The sequence below is a fragment of the Pseudomonas sp. CLCA07 genome, from assembly GCF_053615335.1.
This window is the reverse complement of sequence record NZ_CM132131.1, coordinates 3,512,414-3,532,444: the sequence shown is the minus strand read 5'-3', so window position 1 is coordinate 3,532,444 and position 20,031 is coordinate 3,512,414. Positions and strand designations below refer to the sequence as shown.

Genomic DNA, 20,031 nt, shown 5'->3' with positions numbered 1-20,031 from the left:
AACACGGTCCATTGTGGTGAGGGGGCTTGCCCCCGTTGGGTGGCGAAGCCGCCCCCCCCGATGTTCACTTCAAATTTTGCGGCTGCTGCGCAGCCGAACGGGGCGATGCGGCGTTCCGACAAGCCCCCTCGCCACAGGTATTTATCCAGCGCCTACAGATTCTCTCCCGCCTGCCGATACAGTTCCCATAAAACCAAATCAGTGGTCCAGGGAGTTGCAGCATGTACCAATGGCTAGCCGAGAATCTGGGAAACGTCAGCGTCAATCGCAAACTGGGGATCGGTTTCGGCCTGGTGCTGCTGCTGACCTTATTGATCACCTTCACCGGCTGGACCGGTCTGAGCGAAGTGACTAGCCGCGGTGATAAGTTGGGCTTCATTTCCAGCATCAATGACCTGACCAGAGACCTGCGCATCGCCCGCCTGGACTATGAAATTCGTCGTGGTGAGCAAGGCCCTGACGCCGTAAACGATATGTTGAGCAAGCTCGAAACCAGCCTGCAAGCCGCCCGTCAGATGATCGAGCAGCCCACAGACGTGGCCATGATCGACCAGCAATTGGCCGCCGTCAGCCAATACAAGCAAGCCTTTGTCGCCCTGACCCAGGCCGGCGCCAACCGCGAAAACGCCCGCAGCAAATTGGGCGCCACCGCTGACAATGCCGTGGCCAAGGTTGCTGAAGTCGAAAAAACGATGCTGCAGGGCGACAGCGTTACGCAATTCAACAGCGTGATCGAACTGAGCAAACTGATTCAACAAGCGCGCTTCCAGGTTCGCGGTTACACCTACAGCGGCAAGCCAGAAGCCGAGCAACCCGCGCTGGACGCCATCGACAACGCCCTGAAAAACCTGGAAAGCCTGCCGTCCGAACTGTCGGAACAACACGCCACCCACCTGCAACAGGCCGCCGAATCGCTCAAAGCCTACCGCGCGGCTGTCAGCCAGTTCCGCGACTCCCAGGTCGCCAGCGCCGACGCGATCAAACGCATGGCCGCGCAAGGCGAAATCCTGCTCGGCGCCAGCAAAAAGCTCACGATTTCGCAAACCGTCGTGCGCGATACCGATGCCGCACACGCCAAGAACATGCTGCTGATGGCCACCGCTCTGGCCTTGGCCTTCGGCATGATCGCTGCCTGGGCGATCACTCGTCAGATCGTCATCCCGCTGACCCAGACCCTTAAAGTGGCTGAACGCGTGGCAGCTGGCGACCTGACTCACAACCTGACCTCCAAACGTCGCGACGAACTCGGCCAACTCCAGCGCGCCATGCAAAGCATGACCGTGGGTCTGCGCGAACTGATCGGCGGTATCAGCGACGGCGTCACGCAAATCGCCAGCGCCGCTGAAGAGTTGTCAGCGGTCACCGAGCAAACCAGCGCCGGGGTCAACAGCCAGAAAGTCGAGACCGATCAGGTAGCGACCGCGATGAACGAAATGACCGCGACCGTGCAAGAAGTCGCGCGCAATGCCGAAGAAGCCTCCGAAGCCGCTGTCGCCGCCGATCTGCAAGCCCGTGAGGGCGACAAAGTGGTCGGCGAAGCCATCGCCCAGATCGAGCGTCTGGCCCTCGAAGTCGGCAACTCCACCGCTGCAATGGGCGATTTGAAACGCGAAAGCGACAAGATTGGCAGCGTGCTCGACGTGATCAAATCCGTCGCCCAACAAACCAACCTGTTGGCCCTCAACGCCGCCATCGAAGCCGCCCGCGCCGGTGAAGCGGGACGTGGTTTTGCGGTGGTTGCCGATGAAGTTCGCAGCCTGGCGCAACGCACCCAGAAGTCCACCGAAGAAATCGAAGAGCTGATTGTCGGGTTGCAAAACGGCACCCAACAAGTCGCGACCATCATGGACAACAGCCGCGCCCTGACCGACAGCAGCGTCGAACTGACCCGCCGCGCCGGGGGCTCACTGGAAAGCATCACCCGCACCGTGTCGGCGATTCAGTCGATGAACCAGCAGATTGCCGCCGCAGCCGAGCAGCAGACGGCGGTGGCCGAGGAGATCAATCGCAGCGTGCTGAATGTGCGTGATGTGTCCGAGCAGACCTCGGCAGCCAGTGAAGAGACGGCGGCGTCCAGCGTTGAGCTGGCGCGGTTGGGGACGCATCTGCAGATGCTGGTGGGCAGGTTCAAGGTTTGAGGTGATGCTTTTGCCTCGGTTCACTCAGAACCGAGGTGATGCATTCGCGAGCAGGCTCGCTCCCACAAGGATTAGGTGTCAGACACAAATTTTGTGTGCTCCACCGACCAATGTGGGAGTGAGCCTGCTCGCGATTGCGGTCTAACAGACGCTGAAATTAAAGGACCTGACGCAAAAAGGCCTGAGCCCGTGGATCCTTCGGCGCATCAAAGAACTCCGCCGGCGAAGCATCTTCCAGCAATTTGCCGTGATCGAAAAACAGCACCCGATCCGCCACTTCCCGCGCAAAGCCCATTTCGTGGGTGACGCAAACCATGGTCATGCCTTCCACAGCCAAGGTTTTCATCACGTCCAGCACTTCACCGACCATTTCCGGGTCTAGGGCCGAAGTCGGCTCATCGAACAGCATTACCTTCGGCTCCATCGCCAAGGCCCGGGCAATCGCCACACGCTGTTGCTGGCCGCCGGACAAGCGCGATGGAAACTCGTGGGCCTTCTGTGCAATGCCGACCTTTTCCAGCAACGCCAAAGCCTTGGCCTCGCGCTCTTTCTTGCCGCGCTTGCGCACGACTTTTTGCGCCAGGCAGAGGTTTTCCAGCACGGTCATGTGCGGGAACAGGTTGAAATGCTGAAACACCATGCCGACTTCGCGGCGGTAGGCGTTCACGTCGGTCTTGGAGTCGGCCAGTTGCAGGCCGTCGATGCTCACCGAACCGGAGTCGAATTCCTCCAGGCCATTGAGGCAGCGCAGGAAGGTCGACTTGCCGGAACCGGACGGGCCGATCACCACCAGCACTTCACCCTTGGCCACTTGCGTGGTGACGTTATCCACCGCACGAACCACTTGGCCACGGGTGTCGAAGACTTTTACCAGATCGCGGACTTCAATCACTTTGCGCGAGCCTCCGCTCAAGCCGGCTGGCGATTTTCGACAGCGGCAGGTTGATCAACAGGTACAACCCGGCCACGCAGAACAAAATTTCGAACGGCGAGAACGAGGTGGTGATGACTTCGCGACCGCTTTTAAGCAGTTCGGTAATCGCAATCACCGAGACTAGAGAAGTGTCCTTGACCAGACTGATGAACTGTCCGGCCAAAGGCGGCAATACTCGCTTCAAGGCTTGCGGCATCACCACGTGGCGCATCGACTGGCCAGCGCTCAGCCCCAACGAACGCGCGGCCTCGTTCTGGCCCCGGGTAATGGACTGCACGCCAGAACGGATGATTTCCCCAACGTAGGCGCCGGTGAACAGCGACAGCGCAGCGATCCCGGCGAATTCCCGGGACAGGTTCATCACGGTGCCGATGAAGAAGTAGAAAATGAAGATCTGCACCAGCAGAGGCGTGCCACGGACCAGTTCGACGTAAATCGTCGAAAGATCGCGCAGGGTCGGGTTATTCGACAGCCGGCACAGGCCGGTGGCGAGGCCGATCAACAGGCCGAGAACGCCAGACACCACGGACAACCACAACGTCGTCCACAGTCCCCAAAGCAGTGGACCGGCGGCCCAATGTCGTGTCACGCCAATCACATCACCTTCGGCCACATCATCGCCTTGGGCGACTTGCAGGCTGTTGTCATCGACCGTCACGCGTTGCTCATCGCCCGCGTCGTTGCGCAGGATGACTTCAGCTTTATCGCCTTTGCGCACCAGTTCGCTGACGGTCGAGATGTCAGCGGCGCGCTGGGATTCTTCGGCGTGGTAGGCGAAGTACTGCGGCACGCGGTTCCAGCGCCATTCGTAAGACATCAGCGAGGTGGCGTAATACAACGCGCCGGCCAGGCCGATCAGCACCAGCACGGTTAATACGTGCCAGGGCCATTGGGATTTTTTCTGTTTCATCGCAGGTTCCGGAATTTGTGTTGCCTGGGAGTCCGCCATCGCGGGCAAGCCCGGCTCCTACAGGGGATCGTGTGATCAACACTGTCCCTGTAGGAGCCGGGCTTGCCCGCGATTGAAGCGACGCGGTCTATCTGACCGAGTCCTTATTCCATGTCCTTGAGCCAAGCGGTGTCTTTGAACCACTTGTCATGGATGCGATCGTAGGTGCCGTCTTCGTGGATCTGGTGCAAGAAGTTGTTGATGAAGTTGATGCTGTCGTAGTCACCTTTCTTCAGGCCGAAGGCCAGCGGCTCGTAGGTGAACGGCTTGTCGAGAAACACCAGTTTGCCGGCGCCAACCTTGTTCACGGCCACCACGTTGTACGGTGCGTCATAGATGAAGGCGTCAGCCTTGCCGTTGACCACGTCCAGCACCGCTTCCTGCTCATTGTCATAGCCGTGGTACTGGGCTTTGGAGATCAGCTTCTTGGCGACCATCTCGCCGGTGGTGCCGAGCTTGGAGGTGATGCGGTAGTCGGCAGTGTTCAGGTCTTTATAGGACTTGATGGTGCCTTCCAGCTCCTTGCGGATCAGCAGCGTCTGGCCAACCACAATGAACGGTTCGCTGAAGTTCAGGCGCAGGTTACGCTCCTGAGTCAGGGTCATGCCGCTGCCGATCATGTCGAACTTGTCGGTCATCAGGGCGGGAATAATACCGTCATAGCCGGTGGACACCAGTTCCAGCTTGACGCCCATGGCCTTGGACATGGCTTTTAGAATATCGACTTCGAAACCGATGATCTCGCCGCGCTTGTTGGTCATCTCGAACGGCATGTAGGTCGGGTCCATGCCGACTTTCAGCGTGCCGCGCTTGACCGCGTCATCGATGGCACCGGCCTGCGCCGCGCTGACTGCAACCAGCGCCGTGACGCCGACCAGCAGCATCGAGAGATACTTCTTCATCATCATGTCCCCAAAACCATTGCGGTGTGACGCGCGCAAAACGGCGGTTTCTCTCAGGAAACGCACCAATACGGACAAAAATTATCCGGGCGCACCAATTCGGGGACGGATCCTAACGCACTCGCCCGTTTGCACAAGGGTTTGCAAACGATCAAACAAAAAAAAGCCCCGCTCAATCAGCGGGGCTCTTTATCAGGCCAGTTGTGCTTGCGCACTCAGCGGCTTGAGCGGCAACAGCGGCGCGTGGGGATCGGCTTTCACCGATGTACGCCAGGCTTGCAGCCATTCGGGGTGACTTTCGCTCCAGATCTGCTCATGCAGTCGAGCCAATGCCACCGGGTCACTCAGCAGTTGCACACGCTCATTGTTGTTCAAGCCGTGAGGCCCGACTTTCAAGGCGTGACGAACCCGCTCTACCCGCAACCACTCGATCGGCTCGGCCTGACCGTGACGCGACGTCGCCAGCGAGCACGCCAAGGCGTTCTGCTGCGGGTCGACCACCGAACGGATGAAGCCGTCGTTCAGTGCGTGATAGCGGTTTTCGTGGGTGTACTGGTCAGTGGCCAGCAAGGCCTGTGGCGGATTGTATTCCTCGGGGATCAGGAACAGGCTCTCGTCACGGGATTTCAGGCCCAGACCGACACGGCTGGAGATCACCGACACCGGGATCGACAGCATCAACGAACCGACGATCGGCACCAGCCACCACAGGAAGCTCGGGTTCAGCCAGATCACCAGCAAGGCCCAGAAGAAGCCCAGCAAGGTCTGCGGACCGTGGCGTTTGACCGCTTCGCTCCATGGCGTGGAGTCGTCGTCACGTTGTGGCGAGTTCCAGGTCGCGGCCCAGCCGAGGAACGCGGCCAATACGAAACGGGTGTGGAAAATCATCCGCACCGGCGCCAGCAGCATGGAGAACAGCACCTCCAGCAACATCGACAACGTCACCTTGAACTTGCCACCGAACTCTTTCGCGCCTTTGGCCCAGATCAGGAGGATGCTCAACAACTTCGGCAGGAACAACAGCACGATGGTCGTGGAGAACAGCGCGACGGCCTTGTCCGGATGCCATTGCGGCCACAGCGGATACAGTTGACGCGGTTCCATGAAGTATTGCGGCTCCATCAGCGTGTTGACCGCCAGCAGCGCTGTCGACAGCACGAGGAAGAAGAACCACAACGGCGCCGACAGATAAGACATCACGCCGGTCAGGAACACCGCCCGGTGAACCGGGTGCATGCCTTTGACCAGGAACAGGCGGAAGTTCATCAGGTTACCGTGGCACCAGCGACGGTCACGCTTGAGTTCGTCCAGCAGGTTCGGCGGCAGTTCTTCGTAGCTGCCCGGCAAGTCATAGGCAATCCACACGCCCCAACCGGCACGGCGCATCAGCGCTGCTTCAACGAAGTCGTGAGAGAGAATCGCACCGGCGAAAGCACCTTTACCCGGCAACGGCGCCAGGGCGCAGTGCTCGATAAACGGCTTCATGCGGATGATCGCGTTGTGGCCCCAGTAGTGGGATTCGCCCAACTGCCAGAAGTGCAGACCAGCGGTAAACAGCGGACCGTACACACGAGTCGCAAACTGCTGCATGCGCGCATAAAGAGTGTCCATGCCCGAGGCACGCGGCGCGGTCTGAATGATCCCGGCGTCCGGTGTGGCTTCCATCAAGCGCACCAGACTGGTCAGGCATTCGCCGCTCATCACGGAGTCCGCGTCGAGCACGACCATGTACTTGTAATCGCCACCCCAACGACGGCAGAAGTCGTCGAGGTTACCGCTTTTACGTTTCACGCGACGGCGACGGCGACGATAGAAGATCTTGCCGAAGCCCTTGGCTTCGCGACACACGTCCAGCCAGGCTTGCTGCTCGGCAACGCAGATGTCGGCGTCGTTACTGTCACTGAGGACGAAGAAGTCGAAGCGATCCAGGTCACCCGTGGCCGCAACAGACTCGAACGTCGCGCGCAAACCGGCAAACACCCGTGGCACGTCTTCGTTGCAGATCGGCATCACCAGTGCGGTGCGTGCGTCCTTTGGAATCGGTTCATTCCCGGCGCTTTTACCGGAAATGCGGTATTTATCGTGACCGGTGAGCAACTCGAGGAAGCCCATCAGCGCGGTCCAGAAACCGGCCGACACCCAGCAGAACAGAATCCCGAACAGAATCAGGATGCTGGTTTGCAGCGCATACGGCAGCACCTGCGTGGCGGTTTGCAGCAGCGGTTGATGCAGCACTTCGTTGAGGTCGACAAACGACCAGCCCTGATACGGCATGATGCCTTTCATGTACCAGCCGGCCACGATGGTCTGGCCGAGCATCAGCACCAGCAGGATGTAGCGACGGATCGAACCCACGGTGCGCCAGCGGGCAGCCGGCAATACGCGCTCATCTTTCGGCGGAGCCGGCGGATTGGTGCGACCGGTCAGGCGACGCCAGCCACGCACCAGAATGTTGGTGCGCCATGGCTCCGGCACGACTTTGGTCCGACGGATCGGCGGGGTCGCCTTGAGGCAAACCCGACCGCTGGCGTCGACCGCCAGCATTTCCGCTTCTTCCAACTCCTGCGCCGTGCTCAGGGTCAAGCGACGGCCTACCGAGGCTTGGGCGGCCTCGGCAGGCGCGTCGAACGTTGAAGACGACAGACGCTGGTGCAATTCGCTAAAGGACTGGCAGCCCGCGAGTTCCGCGCGCTGCTGGTCGGTCATCGGTAGATGCGCCAGATACTCGGCAAGCGTCTCTGGCTGTACTTGAGAATTACTCATCGGCAGGCAACTGGTAGCTCCAGGTCTCGGTCAGGACTTCTTCAGTCGGCGCCGATTCCGGTGTGGCTGGGGCCGCGTCGGCAGCAACAGGCTGCTTGGCGTCTTTGTTGGGCTTGTCCTTGGTATCTGAAACCGGCTTGGCATCGGCCTGCTTGGCCTCTGCTTGCTTGGCTTCCTTGTCGGCTTTTTCCTGCTGCCTGGCGGCAACCTTGTCGGCTTTGGCAACAGACGAATTCGACACTGGAAGCGATGTCTTGGCCAGGTCGGCCGGCACGATGTTTTGTACCAGTGCCGCACGCATTTCGGTGGCTTTGCCCGGGTCCTTGATCTTCATGCGCAGCGTCAGACGCCAGCCCTTGGTCTCAGGGTTGTAACGCACGCTGTTCTCGACCAGTTCGGCGTTGTCACCCACGCTGACCTGGCTGCGAACGTCCGCATCCGCTGGCAAAGCCGCGAGGGACGGGCCTTCGAAGTCCACCAGATAAGCAACGCTACCGTCCGGCTGACGAATCAGGTTGGACTGTTTAACGTCACCGGTTGAACGCAGGGTCTGTTTGACCCAGGCGCTGTCGGGGGCGTGAATCGTGTCTTCGTCCATGGTCCAGTGCATGCGATAGGCAACATCGAGCGGCTGGCCCGGCTCCGGCAGTTTTTCCGGGTTCCAGAAAGCAACGATATTATCGTTGGTTTCGTCAGCGGTCGGAATCTCGACCAGATCCACGGTACCCTTGCCCCAGTCACCCTTCGGCTCGATCCAGGCGCTTGGGCGCTTGTCGTAGCGGTCATCGAGGTCTTCGTAGTGGTTGAAGTCACGACCACGTTGCAGCAAGCCGAAGCCTCGCGGATTTTCGACCGAGAAGTTGCTCACCGACAGGTGTTTCGGGTTGTTCAATGGGCGCCAGATCCATTCGCCATTGCCGGCATGGATCGCCAGGCCGCTGGAATCGTGCAGTTCACGACGGTAGTTCAGCACTTTCGATGGCTGGTTGGCGCCGAACAGATACATGCTGGTCAATGGAGCGATACCCAGCTTGCCGACCTTGTCACGCAGGAACATCTGCGCCTTGACGTCGACAATGGTGTCGCTGCCCGGACGCAGGGTCAGGCGGTAGGCACCGGTGGCACGTGGTGAATCCAGCAACGCAAAAATCACCAGATGTTTGTCGCCCGGCTTTGGCTGTTGAATCCAGAACTCGGTGAAACGCGGGAACTCTTCGCCGGATGGCAACGCGGTATCAATCGCCATGCCCCGAGCAGACAGACCATAGACGTGACCCTTGCCGACGACGCGGAAGTAGCTGGCGCCGAGCATGGTCATGATTTCGTCTTGCTTGTCAGCCTTGTTGATCGGGTACAGCACCCGGAAACCGGCATAACCCAGTTGTTCGGTAGCTTTAGGATCGAACTTCACGTCGCCGAAATCGAAACGACCAGGGTCGTACTTGATCTCTTCGACGGAGTTAGCCGTGATTTCGTTGATTTTCACCGGCGTATCGAAATGCATACCCTGGTGATAGAACGACAGCTTGAACGGGGTTTTCTGGTCCGCCCATTCGGCCTTTTCGGTCAGGAAACGAATTTTCTGATAGTCCGCGAATTTCATATCGCGGAACTCGTTCGGCAGGTTACTGCGCGGAGCTTCGTACTTTTGCGCGGCCAGCTCTTTTGCCTTGACCGACACATCCTCCAGATTGAATGCCCACAGCTGGCCGGCGCTGAACAGGCAGAGCAGTGCAGAGCCCGCCACCAGAGCGCTTCGGAACCGTTTGACAGTCAATTTTGGTGCATTACAGGGACTAACAATCACGAGCAACCCTCGCCGAAAACAGATCAAAAAACCAACGGCCAGTTGAAGGGTCTGCACGGTCAACGGCATGAAAAAACCGACCTTGCAAACCACTCTTGCCAAGTTGGCGAGCATTGTTCCGACTCCGATGGGGCTAAATGATTCCCCAAACGGTCCAGGACAAGTCTCTACCTAAGTCAAAATGGACCAACGAACGCCGATCCCCGTAGCGCGCGATTATCTAGCAGGCCGCGTTACAACGCATCATGCGCAACAAAGTATTTCTCGCGAAAAACGCCTGTTTGCAGTCGAAAAGCCCTTAAAAAGTTGTTTCAAGTGCTTTCAGGTCTGTAACAGGAAGGTTACCGGGCCATCGTTGACCAGGTGCACCTGCATATCCGCGCCGAATCTACCTGATGCCACAGTGCCATGCACCTGTTTCGCTTTACCTAATAGATAGTCGAAAAGTTCCTCACCCAAGGCCGGAGGGGCCGCGGTGGAAAAACTCGGGCGCAGCCCGTTTTTGGTGTCGGCGGCCAAGGTGAACTGTGAGACCAGCAGCAACCCGCCACCGACATCTGCCAAGGACAGATTCATCTTGCCCTCGGCATCGCTGAATACCCGATAGTTAAGCAGCTTATTCAGAAGTTTGTCGGCACTGGCCCGAGTATCCCCGGGCTCAACGGCGACCAGTACCAGCAACCCCTGATCGACCGCCCCCACCACTTCTCCCGCTACCTCGACTCGCGCACCACGTACGCGTTGCAACAACCCCTTCATGCTTCTTCAGGCGGCAAGTCGAGCAGGCGGCGCGCCATCTGGCCGGCGGCGCGCACCAATGCATCGGTGATGCCCGGTTCGGAGGCCGCATGGCCGGCGTCACGGATAACCTGCAACTCACTGTTCGGCCAGTTCTGGTGCAATTCCCAGGCATTGTCCAACGGACAAATCACATCGTAGCGTCCGTGGACAATCACACCGGGCAAATGGGCAATCTTGCCCATATCACGGATCAGCTGGTTGGGCTCAAGGAAGGCATTATTGGTGAAGTAGTGACATTCGATGCGTGCAATCGACAGTGCGCGCTGAGGCTCGGAGAAGCGATCGACCACCAGTGGATTCGGGCGCAGGGTCGCGGTCCGGCCCTCCCAGAGAGACCAGGCCTTGGCCGCGTGCATCTGGGCAATTTGATCGTTGCCGACCAGACGTTTGTGGAAAGCGCTGAGCAAATCCTCACGCTCCTCCATCGGGATCGGTGCAACGTAGTCCTGCCAGTAATCAGGGAACAGGCGGCTGGCGCCGGCCTGGTAGAACCACTCGATTTCCTGCGGACGGCAGAGAAATATCCCGCGCAGAATCAGACCGTGCACACGCTCCGGGTGGGTTTGCGCGTAGGCCAACGCCAAAGTCGAACCCCACGAACCGCCGAACAGCACCCATTTGTCGATGCCCAGATGCTGGCGAATTCGCTCAAGGTCGGCAACCAGATCCCAGGTGGTGTTGTTTTCTAGGCTGGCGTGGGGGGTGGAGCGACCGCAACCGCGCTGGTCGAAGGTGACGATGCGATACAGGTTGGGATCGAAATACCGACGGCTTTGAGCATCACACCCGGCGCCGGGGCCACCATGAATGAACACCACCGGCAAACCTTCCGGAGAACCGCTTTCGTCGACGTAGAGGGTGTGGGTGTCATCGACGGCCAGATCGTGCCGGGCGTGGGGTTTGATCTGCGGGTACAAAGTCTGCATTGCGCGCTCCGTAAGGGGTCGAGGTCATCCCTGGGGGGACTTCTATTATTCTGCCGTCCGGCATCATAAACCCGAATTACGTCAATGAGCATGCCCCTTGCTGCGTCAGCGTCTGTCAGCCAAAAACCCCAGCAGCGTTTCATAGCGCGCGTCGACCTCGGCGGCCTGACTGAGCGCACGCAAACAGCCGAGCGGGACGGTGCGGCGTTCCGACAAACGCCCTCACCGCCCTTGCCACCGGGTTAGGCGTTGTAGTGCTTTTCGCCCCAGCTCAGCAGCCCTTGCAGCAGTTCCTTGAGCACCACTTGCGTCGGCGCAGCCAGGTCCGGGCGATAGCGGAACGGCTCGAACTCTTCCATATAAGTGCACTGTCCCAGTTCCAACTGCACGGCATGAATGTTCTCAGCCGGATTACCGTAATGCCGGGTGATGTGGCCGCCCTTGAAGCGGCCATTCAGCACATGGCTGTAATCGCCGTGGCGCGCGCAAATGGCTTCCAGCTGGCTGGCCAACTCAGGATCGCAACTGGCGCCATTGAAGGTGCCAAGGTTGAAGTCTGGCAGTTTGCCGTCGAACAGGTGCGGGATGATCGAGCGGATCGAGTGTGCGTCGAACAACAACGCATAACCGAACTCGGCTTTCATTCGCGCCAGCTCGTTCTGCAAAGTGCTGTGATACGGCGTCCAGATCTGCTCCAGATAGGTCGCGCGTTCTTCTTTCGACGGCTCCAACCCTTCGCGGAACAACGGTATGCCGTCGAACAGCGTCGCCGGGTACAGACCGGTGGTGGCGCCGACATACAAAGGCTTGTCGTCGGACGGCCGGTTCAGGTCGATGACGAACCGCGAATACTCGGCGGCCAGGGTGCTGGCACCCAGTTCGGCGGCAAAATCGTAAAGCTGCGGAATGTGCCAGTCGGTGTCCGGCAGGCTTTTCGCATCGGGGATCAACCCGGCTTCGACTGCCGGAGTCAGGCGCACGCCAGCGTGGGGCATGCTGATCAGCAGTGGCACGCGGCCTTGTTTGAAGTTCAGAACCTTATCCACAACTGCTCTCCTAAATGCTTGTCTCGACGCCGTGACGCACGACGCGTTTTTCCAGGTCACCGCCCAGCCAGTACGACAGGTCGGCCGGACGATCGATTTGCCAGGCGACAAAATCCGCGACCTTGCCCGCTTCAAGCGAACCGTAGGTGTCGGCCATGCCCAGTGCAGTGGCGGCATGAAGGGTCGCGCCAGCCAAGGCTTCTTCCGGGGTCATGCGGAAACAGGTGCAAGCCATGTTCAGCATCAAGCGTAGCGACAGCGCCGGCGAGGTGCCGGGGTTGAGGTCGCTGGCAATGGCGATTTTCACCCCATGTTTGCGCAGGGCCTCCATCGGCGGCAATTGGGTTTCCCGCAGGAAATAGAACGCGCCGGGCAGTAACACGGCGACGGTGCCGGACTTGGCCATGGCGATGGCGTCGTCCTCGGTCATGAACTCCAGGTGATCCGCCGACAGCGCGTGATAACGCGCCGCCAGGCTCGAACCGTGCAATGACGACAGTTGCTCGGCGTGCAGTTTCACCGGCAAACCGAGCTCCTGTGCGGTGATGAACACACGCTCGACCTGCGCCGGCGAGAACGCCAGGTATTCGCAGAATGCGTCTACCGCATCCACCAACCCTTCGGCCGCCAGGGCCGGGAGCATTTCGGCGCAGATGTGATCGATGTAGTCGTCAGCACGATCGGCGTATTCCGGCGGCAACGCGTGGGCGGCCAGGCAGGTGCTGCGCACGCTAATCGGCAGTTCGGCGCCGAGACGACGAATAACCCGCAGGATCTTGCGCTCGCTGGCCAGGTCGAGGCCGTAGCCGGACTTCATTTCGACCGTGGTCACGCCGTCACGCATCAGACTTTTCAGACGCTTGGCGGCACTGGTGAACAGTTCGTCTTCGGTCGCCGCGCGGGTGGCGCGCACGGTGCTGGCGATGCCGCCACCGGCCGCGGCGATTTCCGCGTAGCTGACGCCTTGCAGACGCTGTTCGAATTCGCCGCTGCGGTTACCGCCAAACACCGTGTGGGTGTGGCAGTCGATCAGGCCCGGCGTTACCCAGGCTCCTTGCAAATCGTTGACGGCCGGGTATTCGCCCGCCGGCAGGTCAGCACGCGGGCCGATCCACTCAATGAGCGCACCTGACGTCACGATGGCCGCGTCTTCGATGATCGAGTAGACGCCTTGTGCCATGGTTGCGACGTGGCAGTGTTGCCAGAGAGTTTTCATCCGTGGCCTCCGTTAGGTTATTGATGTGAAAAAGAAGGTTCCTGCTCTACCAGTGCCGCCCGGCCCGCCGCCGGTTTCACCCACGTCAGGTAGGCCAGCACCAGCAGCACGATCCAGACCACACCGACGATCAGCGCCGCCTGGGTGTCCGGGAAATAACCCAGCACGCCGAAAATGAACAGCATGAAGGCAATCGCCGCCATCGGCGCATAGGGCCAGAACGGTACAGGGAACTTCAGTTGTGCGACCTGCTCGGCACTCATGGAACGACGCATGGCCACCTGGGTACACAGAATCATCAGCCAGACCCATACCGTGGCAAAGGTCGCGATGGAGGCGATCAACAGAAACACGTTTTCCGGAATCAGGTAGTTCAACAGCACACCCAGCAGCAGCGCGGCACTCATCACCACCACGGTCATCCATGGCACGCCATTACGCGACAAACGGGCGAAGCCCTTAGGTGCGTGCCCTTGCTGGGCCAGACCGTACATCATGCGGCCAGCGCCGAAAATGTCGCTGTTGATGGCCGAGATCGCCGCCGAGATCACCACGATATTGAGGATGGTCGCCGCCGAGCTGATGCCCAGGTTGTCGAAAATCTGCACGAACGGACTGCCCTGGCTGCCGATCTGCTGCCATGGAAAGATCGACATCAGTACGAACATGGTCAGCACGTAGAACAGCAAAATACGCAACGGTACGGCATTGATCGCTCTAGGCAGCACATGCTGCGGATCTTTGGCCTCACCGGCGGTCACGCCGATGATTTCAATCCCGCCGAATGCGAACATCACCACCGCGAACGAGGCGATCAGGCCACCCACGCCATTAGGCATGAAACCGCCATGGCTCCAGAGGTTGCTGATATCGGTCGCTTGGGCGCCGGGGGCCGTGCTGATGCCGAACAGCATGATGCCGAAGCCACCCAGAATCATCGCGACGATGGCTGCGACCTTGAGCAGTGACAGCCAGAACTCCATTTCACCGAAGACCTTGACGTTGCACAGGTTCAAGCCGCCGACCACCGAAACGATGCCCAGCACCCAGATCCAGCGGGAGACTTCCGGGAACCAGAAGCCCATGTAAATACCGAACGCGGTGACGTCGGCCATGCCGACGATGACCATTTCGAACGCGTAGGTCCAACCGAGGATGAAGCCCGCCATCGGCCCCAGATAGGTGCTGGCGTACTGACCGAAAGAGCCGGCCACAGGATTGTGCACCGCCATCTCACCGAGGGCGCGCATAACCATGAACACCGCTGCGCCACCGATCAGGTAGGCGAGCAATACCGCGGGCCCGGCCATTTGAATGGCCGAGGCAGAACCGTAAAACAGCCCGGTGCCGATCGCCGACCCCAGCGCCATGAAGCGAATATGTCGGGCAGAAAGCCCGCGTTTTAAACCTTTTGCTGGCTGTTGCATTTCTCGTCCTTAATTATTCTTATTCGACGCAAAATCGATTCGCCGGCAAGCCGGCTCCTACAGGGGTCATGCGATCCACTGTAGGAGCTGGCTTGCCAGCGAAGGCGCCATTACAGGCTAGGCAGCAACTTCGCCATCACCAGCTCGTTCAGGCAACGCGAGGCCAACAATTCAGTCGCCGCATTGATGTCCGGCGCAAAGAAGCGGTCCTTCTCATAAAACGGCACTTCGTTACGCAGGATGGCGCGAGCCTTTTCCAGTTTTGCCGAGCTCTTCAGGCCTTCACGCAAGTCCAGGCCCTGAACCGCCGCCAACCATTCCACCGCCAGCACACCGCGGGTGTTTTCCGCCATTTCCCACAGACGCTTGCCCGCCGCCGGAGCCATGGACACGTGGTCTTCCTGGTTCGCCGAGGTCGGCAGGCTGTCCACCGAATGCGGGTGCGACAGTGCCTTGTTCTCGCTGGCCAGTGCCGCTGCAGTCACCTGAGCGATCATGAAACCGGAGTTCACGCCACCGTTAGCCACCAGGAACGGCGGCAGTTGCGACATGTGCTTGTCCATCATCAGCGAGATGCGGCGTTCGCTCAGGGAGCCGATTTCCGCGATGGCCAGTGCCATGTTGTCAGCGGCCATGGCCACCGGTTCGGCGTGGAAGTTACCGCCGGAAATCACGTCACCTTCAGCGGCGAACACCAGCGGGTTGTCGGAGACGGCGTTGGCTTCGACGGCCAACACTTCGGCGGCCTGACGGAACTGGGTCAGGCAGGCGCCCATGACTTGTGGCTGGCAGCGCAGGGAGTACGGGTCCTGGACCTTTTCGCAGTTCTCGTGCGAGTCGGACACTTCGCTGCGTTCGCCCAGCAGATCACGGTAAGCGGCAGCAGCGTCGATCTGGCCTTTCTGGCCACGCGCGGCATGGATGCGTGCATCGAACGGCGAGCGCGAGCCCAATACCGCTTCAACGGTCAGCGCGCCCAGCGCGACAGCGCCAGCGAACAGGTCTTCGCCTTCGAACAGGCCGCGCAAGGCGTAAGCGGTCGACACCTGAGTGCCATTGAGCAGCGCCAGGCCTTCTTTCGCGGCCAGGGTCAGCGGAGTCAGACCGGCGATTTTCAGCGCTTCGGTCGCTTCCATCCACTCACCTTTATAGCGAGCCTTGCCTTCACCCAGCAGCACCAACGACATGTGGGCCAAAGGCGCCAGGTCACCGGAAGCACCGACCGAGCCTTTCAATGGAATGTGCGGGTAAACCTCAGCGTTGATCAGGGCGATCAGTGCGTCGATGACCACGCGACGAATACCGGAGAAGCCACGGCTCAGGCTGTTGACCTTGAGCACCATGACCAGGCGCACCAAGGCGTCGCTGATCGGCTCGCCGACACCGGCGGCGTGAGACAGAACCAGCGAGCGCTGGAGGTTTTCCAGGTCTTCGCTGGCGATGCGGGTCGAGGCCAGCAGGCCGAAACCGGTGTTGATGCCGTAGGCGGTGCGATTCTCGGCGAGGATCTGCTCCACACAGGCAACGCTGGCTTCAATCTGTGCCGAGGCGCTGTGGTCGAGGGTCAGTTTCACCGGCTGCTGATAGACATCACGCAGTTGGGCGAGGCTCAGTTGGCCGGGAATCAGGTTTAGGGCTGTCATTTTGTGCTCCTTTTGAGAGTTGTTAATGCTCTCTGTTTAGAGAGGCAGACCAGACGCTCCGGAAGTATCCGTTGTCCGTCGCTTCCCCCTTCATGAGGGGGCTGGCGCCTTGGCACGCTGGTTTTTATTGGAAGTCAGTTCAGGTTCGGTACAGCGTTGTGCAGCAAATTCTGTTCTTTCAATACAGCGGCGGCCGCAGCGATGTCCGGTGCCAGCCAGCGATCCTGATCGTAGGCAGGAACGCGCTCACGCAGCAGACGCCACGCCGCATCGGTGCCAGCGCCGAAGCGCTGTTCTTTGAGGAACTCGAATGCCTGAGATGCCAGCAGGTACTCGATGGCGAGGATCTGCGTGCAGTTTTCCAAGGCACGATGCAGCTTCAGCGCGGCGTTGGTGCCCATGCTCAAGTGGTCTTCCTGCAGGCCGGACGTGACGTAGTTATCGAGCACCGCCGGTTGCGCCAATTGACGGTTTTCCGCGCACAAGGAAGCGGCGACGTACTGGACGATCATCATCCCGGAGTTCACCCCCGGATTGGCCACCAAAAACGCCGGCAGTCCGCTGACGTGCGGGTTGATCAGGCGATCGAGGCGACGCTCGGCGATGGAGCCGATTTCTGCCATGGCGATGGCCAGCAGGTCCGCCGCCAATGCCACGGATTGGCCGTGCGGGTTGGCCTGGGAAACGACGCGGTAGTTCTCCGGCGTGCCCAGCACCAATGGGTTATCGGTGGCGCCGTTGAGTTCGTTTTCAATCTGTCTGGTCGCGTGAACCAGCTGGTCACGGGCAGCGCCGTGGACCTGCGGGATCGAGCGAATGCTCAAGGCGTCCTGGGTGCGAATGCCTTTGCTGCTGGCGATCACTTCACTGCCATCGAGCACGGCGCGCAGGTTGATGCCGACTTGCTGCATGCCCGGGTGCGGCTTGAGCGCGATGATCTCGGCGTCGAACGCGTCGATCTGACCACGCTGGGCCTCGAAACTCATGGCACCGATCACGTCGGCCCACTGCAGCAAATGCGCGGCCTCGGCAATCGCCAGGCAGCTGAGGCCGGTCATGCACGGTGTGCCGTTGACCAGGCACAAACCGTCCTTGGCGCCGAGCTTGACCGGTTGCAGGCCTTCTTCGGCCAGGGCTTGCTGAGCGGAAACGATTTGCCCGCGATAGCTGACATTGCCGACACCCAGCAGCGCAATGCCGATGTGCGCCATGTGCGTCAGGTAGCCGACGGATCCCTGGGACGGCACTTGCGGGGTGATGCCACGGTTGAGCAACGCCAGCAAGGCTTCGACCACTTGGCGGTGCAGGCCGGATTTGCCGTGGCTGTAGTTGACGACGGCGGCGCACATGATTGCGCGAGTCTGCTCGTTGGTCAGCGGCGCGCCAACACCACAGGCGTGACTGAGCAAGGTGTTGCGCGACAACTGGCTGAGCTGCTCATCTTGAAGGGAGACGTTGCACAACGCGCCCAGCCCGGTGTTGATGCCGTAGGCGCGCTCGCCGCTGGTGACGATGCGCTGGACGATGGCCTGCGCGTTTTCGATGCGCGCCCAGATCGGCGCCGACAGCTCAAGCTGTGCGCCATGACGGGCGACGGCGACCACGTCCTGCCAACTGACCTGCGCCTCGGTGATAACGATTTTTTCAGCCTGGGACATCTTCAACCTCATCGTACAAACCTGAATGTTTGTGCGGCATTGCTGACGCCTTCGCTGGCAAGCCAGCTCCTACAGGGGGACGCGTACACCTTGTAGGAGCTGGCTTGCCAGCGAAGGGGCCAGCTCAGTCACCGCAAATCTCTTAAACCACCGCAGCCCGACGCTGCACAAACCGGTCGACATACTCATCCGCCGGCGAATGCAGGATCTCGCGCGGGGTGCCGACCTGAATCAGGCGGCCGTCCTTGAGGATCGCAATGCGATTACCGATACGCACGGCCTCGTCGAGGTCGTGGGTGATGAAGACGATGGTCTTGTGCAGGGTCTTTTGCAGCTCCAGCAACTGGTCCTGCATCTCGGCGCGGATCAACGGGTCAAGGGCGCTGAACGCTTCATCCATGAGGATGATGTCGGTGTCCGCCGCCAATGCACGGGCCAGGCCCACACGTTGACGCATGCCCCCCGAAAGCTGATGCGGGTATTTGTTTTCGTAGCCCTTCAGGCCCACGGTGTTGATCCAGTGCAGCGCACGCTCGGCGCACATTTGCTTGCTCTCGCCGCGCACTTTCAGGCCGTAGGCAACGTTATCGACCACGGTCTTGTGCGGCAGCAGGCCGAAGCTCTGGAACACCATGCTGATCCGGTGCCGGCGAAATTCGCGCAAGGCTTCCATGTCGTATTGCAGGATGTCCACGCCGTCCACCAGGATCGCGCCGCTGGTCGGGTCGATCAGGCGGTTGAAGTGGCGCACCAGGGTCGATTTACCCGAACCCGACAGGCCCATGATCACGAAGATCTCGCCAGTGCCGATGCTCAGGGACAAATCGTTCACGCCGACCACACAGCCGGTTTCGGCCAGCACCTGATCTTTGGTTTTGCCCTGGCCAATCATCGCCAGTGCATCCTTGGAACGGTTGCCGAAAATCTTGAAGACGTTTTTGACTTCGATCTTGCTCACGGTCGCGTTGTTCATTTACTCACCTCATGCCGTGCCCGACCGTACGCCTGTGTAATGCGGTCGATCACCACAGCCAGAATCACGATCGCCAGACCGGCTTCCAGGCCACGTCCGACGTTGAGGGTTTGAATCCCCACCAGTACGTCTTCACCCAAGCCACGAGCACCGATCATCGAGGCAATCACTACCATCGACAGCGCCATCATGGTGGTCTGGTTGATCCCGGCCATGATGCTCGGCAGGGCCAGGGGCAGTTGCACGCCAAACAATTGCTGCCAGCGGTTGGCACCGAAGGCGTTGATCGCTTCCATCACTTCACCGTCGACTTGGCGAATACCCAGATCGGTCAAGCGAATCAGCGGTGGCGCGGCATAAATCACAGTAGCGAAAATCGCCGGAACCTTGCCCAGACCGAACAGCATCAGCACCGGAATCAGGTACACGAAGCTCGGCATGGTCTGCATGATATCCAGCATCGGCATCAGCACCGAACGCAGGCGATTGCTGCGTGCCGAGAGAATTCCCAGCGGAATGCCGATCAGCACCGAAATGATCGTCGCGACCATCATCAGCGCCAGGGTTTGCATCAACTTGTCCCAGAGGCCGACCGCGCCCACCAGGAACAACAAGCCGACAATCACGCCCGTGGTCACGACTTTGCGGGTCGCGTGCCAGGCAACGCCCGCGACGATGGCCAGCATCAGCCACCAGGGCGCCGCGCGCAGCAGCCCTTCAAGATTGACGATGGCCCACAGCAGCGTGTCAGAGATCTGCCGGAACACGTCGCCGTAGTTGGTGACCAGCGTATCGACCCAACTGTTGACCCAGTCGGCGATGGAAAAGGTAAAGCTTTCGGGAAACAT

15 protein-coding genes and 1 pseudogene are annotated in these 20,031 nt (G+C 60.1%); 2 read left to right on the top strand and 14 right to left on the bottom strand.

Annotation, left to right across the window (positions count from 1 at the left end):
* Positions 1–221: 221 nt before the first annotated feature.
* Together ACWGZX_RS16345 and ACWGZX_RS16340 are read left to right on the top strand one after the other, a co-directional pair.
* Positions 222–1,232, top strand: a pseudogene (locus ACWGZX_RS16345) (methyl-accepting chemotaxis protein); the annotation flags it as partial.
* Between the two features lie 33 nt (positions 1,233–1,265).
* Positions 1,266–2,138 carry a methyl-accepting chemotaxis protein gene (locus tag ACWGZX_RS16340; RefSeq protein ID WP_452629026.1) on the top strand — a complete coding sequence of 291 codons (873 nt, stop codon included), beginning with the start codon at positions 1,266–1,268 and terminating at the stop codon, positions 2,136–2,138.
* A gap of 157 nt (positions 2,139–2,295) precedes the next feature.
* On the opposite strand, the gene ACWGZX_RS16335 is transcribed toward ACWGZX_RS16340, so the two are convergent.
* The 14 genes from ACWGZX_RS16335 to ACWGZX_RS16270 form a co-directional block, all read right to left on the bottom strand.
* On the bottom strand, positions 2,296–3,030 hold the full coding sequence (locus tag ACWGZX_RS16335; RefSeq protein WP_452624603.1) for an amino acid ABC transporter ATP-binding protein: 735 nt from the start codon (positions 3,028–3,030) through the stop codon (positions 2,296–2,298).
* On the bottom strand, positions 3,023–3,982 hold the full coding sequence (locus ACWGZX_RS16330) for an amino acid ABC transporter permease (RefSeq protein WP_452624602.1): 960 nt from the start codon (positions 3,980–3,982) through the stop codon (positions 3,023–3,025). The genes ACWGZX_RS16335 and ACWGZX_RS16330 overlap by 8 nt, the downstream gene beginning before the upstream one ends.
* Positions 3,983–4,125: 143 nt before the next feature.
* Positions 4,126–4,923 carry a transporter substrate-binding domain-containing protein gene (locus ACWGZX_RS16325; protein ID WP_452629025.1) on the bottom strand — a complete coding sequence of 266 codons (798 nt, stop codon included), beginning with the start codon at positions 4,921–4,923 and terminating at the stop codon, positions 4,126–4,128.
* A gap of 192 nt (positions 4,924–5,115) precedes the next feature.
* Entirely contained in the window at positions 5,116–7,686 is a 2,571-nt protein-coding gene (gene mdoH, locus ACWGZX_RS16320; RefSeq protein ID WP_452624601.1) for a glucans biosynthesis glucosyltransferase MdoH, read from the bottom strand.
* Positions 7,679–9,493, bottom strand: a complete 1,815-nt coding sequence (locus tag ACWGZX_RS16315; RefSeq protein WP_452629024.1) for a glucan biosynthesis protein — start codon at positions 9,491–9,493, stop codon at positions 7,679–7,681. The genes mdoH and ACWGZX_RS16315 overlap by 8 nt, the downstream gene beginning before the upstream one ends.
* A gap of 321 nt (positions 9,494–9,814) precedes the next feature.
* Positions 9,815–10,252, bottom strand: coding sequence for a D-aminoacyl-tRNA deacylase (gene dtd / locus ACWGZX_RS16310; RefSeq protein ID WP_452624600.1), 438 nt, complete (start codon positions 10,250–10,252; stop codon positions 9,815–9,817).
* Positions 10,249–11,220, bottom strand: coding sequence for a prolyl aminopeptidase (pip, locus tag ACWGZX_RS16305; protein ID WP_452624599.1), 972 nt, complete (start codon positions 11,218–11,220; stop codon positions 10,249–10,251). Before pip ends, dtd begins: the two co-directional genes overlap by 4 nt.
* A gap of 242 nt (positions 11,221–11,462) precedes the next feature.
* Entirely contained in the window at positions 11,463–12,266 is an 804-nt protein-coding gene (gene hutG, locus ACWGZX_RS16300; protein ID WP_452624598.1) for an N-formylglutamate deformylase, read from the bottom strand.
* Positions 12,267–12,276: 10 nt separating this feature from the next.
* The gene (hutI, locus tag ACWGZX_RS16295) at positions 12,277–13,482 is read right to left on the bottom strand and encodes an imidazolonepropionase (RefSeq protein ID WP_452624597.1); all 1,206 of its coding nucleotides are present in this window, start codon (positions 13,480–13,482) and stop codon (positions 12,277–12,279) included.
* Positions 13,483–13,499: 17 nt separating this feature from the next.
* Positions 13,500–14,909 (bottom strand): amino acid permease, encoded by a 1,410-nt coding sequence (locus ACWGZX_RS16290; protein ID WP_452624596.1) that lies wholly within the window; start codon positions 14,907–14,909, stop codon positions 13,500–13,502.
* Positions 14,910–15,019: 110 nt separating this feature from the next.
* The gene (gene hutH / locus ACWGZX_RS16285) at positions 15,020–16,552 is read right to left on the bottom strand and encodes a histidine ammonia-lyase (RefSeq protein WP_452624595.1); all 1,533 of its coding nucleotides are present in this window, start codon (positions 16,550–16,552) and stop codon (positions 15,020–15,022) included.
* 134 nt (positions 16,553–16,686) lie between these two features.
* A complete protein-coding gene (gene hutH, locus ACWGZX_RS16280; RefSeq protein ID WP_452624594.1) occupies positions 16,687–18,210 on the bottom strand; it encodes a histidine ammonia-lyase in 1,524 nt (507 codons plus the stop codon).
* Positions 18,211–18,352: 142 nt separating this feature from the next.
* Positions 18,353–19,183, bottom strand: coding sequence for a quaternary amine ABC transporter ATP-binding protein (locus ACWGZX_RS16275; protein ID WP_452624593.1), 831 nt, complete (start codon positions 19,181–19,183; stop codon positions 18,353–18,355).
* On the bottom strand, positions 19,180–20,031 hold the full coding sequence (locus ACWGZX_RS16270) for an ABC transporter permease (protein ID WP_223519887.1): 852 nt from the start codon (positions 20,029–20,031) through the stop codon (positions 19,180–19,182). The genes ACWGZX_RS16275 and ACWGZX_RS16270 overlap by 4 nt, the downstream gene beginning before the upstream one ends.

Bases quoted from the DNA above. Each gene is read 5' to 3' on its own strand.
- ACWGZX_RS16340 (WP_452629026.1), top strand. From the start codon at position 1,266: ATGCAAAGCATGACCGTGGGTCTGCGCGAACTGATCGGCGGTATCAGC.
- ACWGZX_RS16330 (WP_452624602.1), bottom strand. From the start codon at position 3,982: ATGAAACAGAAAAAATCCCAATGGCCCTGGCACGTATTAACCGTGCTG.
- ACWGZX_RS16325 (WP_452629025.1), bottom strand. From the start codon at position 4,923: ATGAAGAAGTATCTCTCGATGCTGCTGGTCGGCGTCACGGCGCTGGTT.
- mdoH (WP_452624601.1), bottom strand. From the start codon at position 7,686: ATGAGTAATTCTCAAGTACAGCCAGAGACGCTTGCCGAGTATCTGGCG.
- dtd (WP_452624600.1), bottom strand. From the start codon at position 10,252: ATGAAGGGGTTGTTGCAACGCGTACGTGGTGCGCGAGTCGAGGTAGCG.
- pip (WP_452624599.1), bottom strand. From the start codon at position 11,220: ATGCAGACTTTGTACCCGCAGATCAAACCCCACGCCCGGCACGATCTG.
- hutI (WP_452624597.1), bottom strand. From the start codon at position 13,482: ATGAAAACTCTCTGGCAACACTGCCACGTCGCAACCATGGCACAAGGC.
- ACWGZX_RS16290 (WP_452624596.1), bottom strand. From the start codon at position 14,909: ATGCAACAGCCAGCAAAAGGTTTAAAACGCGGGCTTTCTGCCCGACAT.
- hutH (WP_452624595.1), bottom strand. From the start codon at position 16,552: ATGACAGCCCTAAACCTGATTCCCGGCCAACTGAGCCTCGCCCAACTG.
- hutH (WP_452624594.1), bottom strand. From the start codon at position 18,210: ATGTCCCAGGCTGAAAAAATCGTTATCACCGAGGCGCAGGTCAGTTGG.
- ACWGZX_RS16275 (WP_452624593.1), bottom strand. From the start codon at position 19,183: ATGAACAACGCGACCGTGAGCAAGATCGAAGTCAAAAACGTCTTCAAG.
- ACWGZX_RS16270 (WP_223519887.1), bottom strand. From the start codon at position 20,031: ATGTTTCCCGAAAGCTTTACCTTTTCCATCGCCGACTGGGTCAACAGT.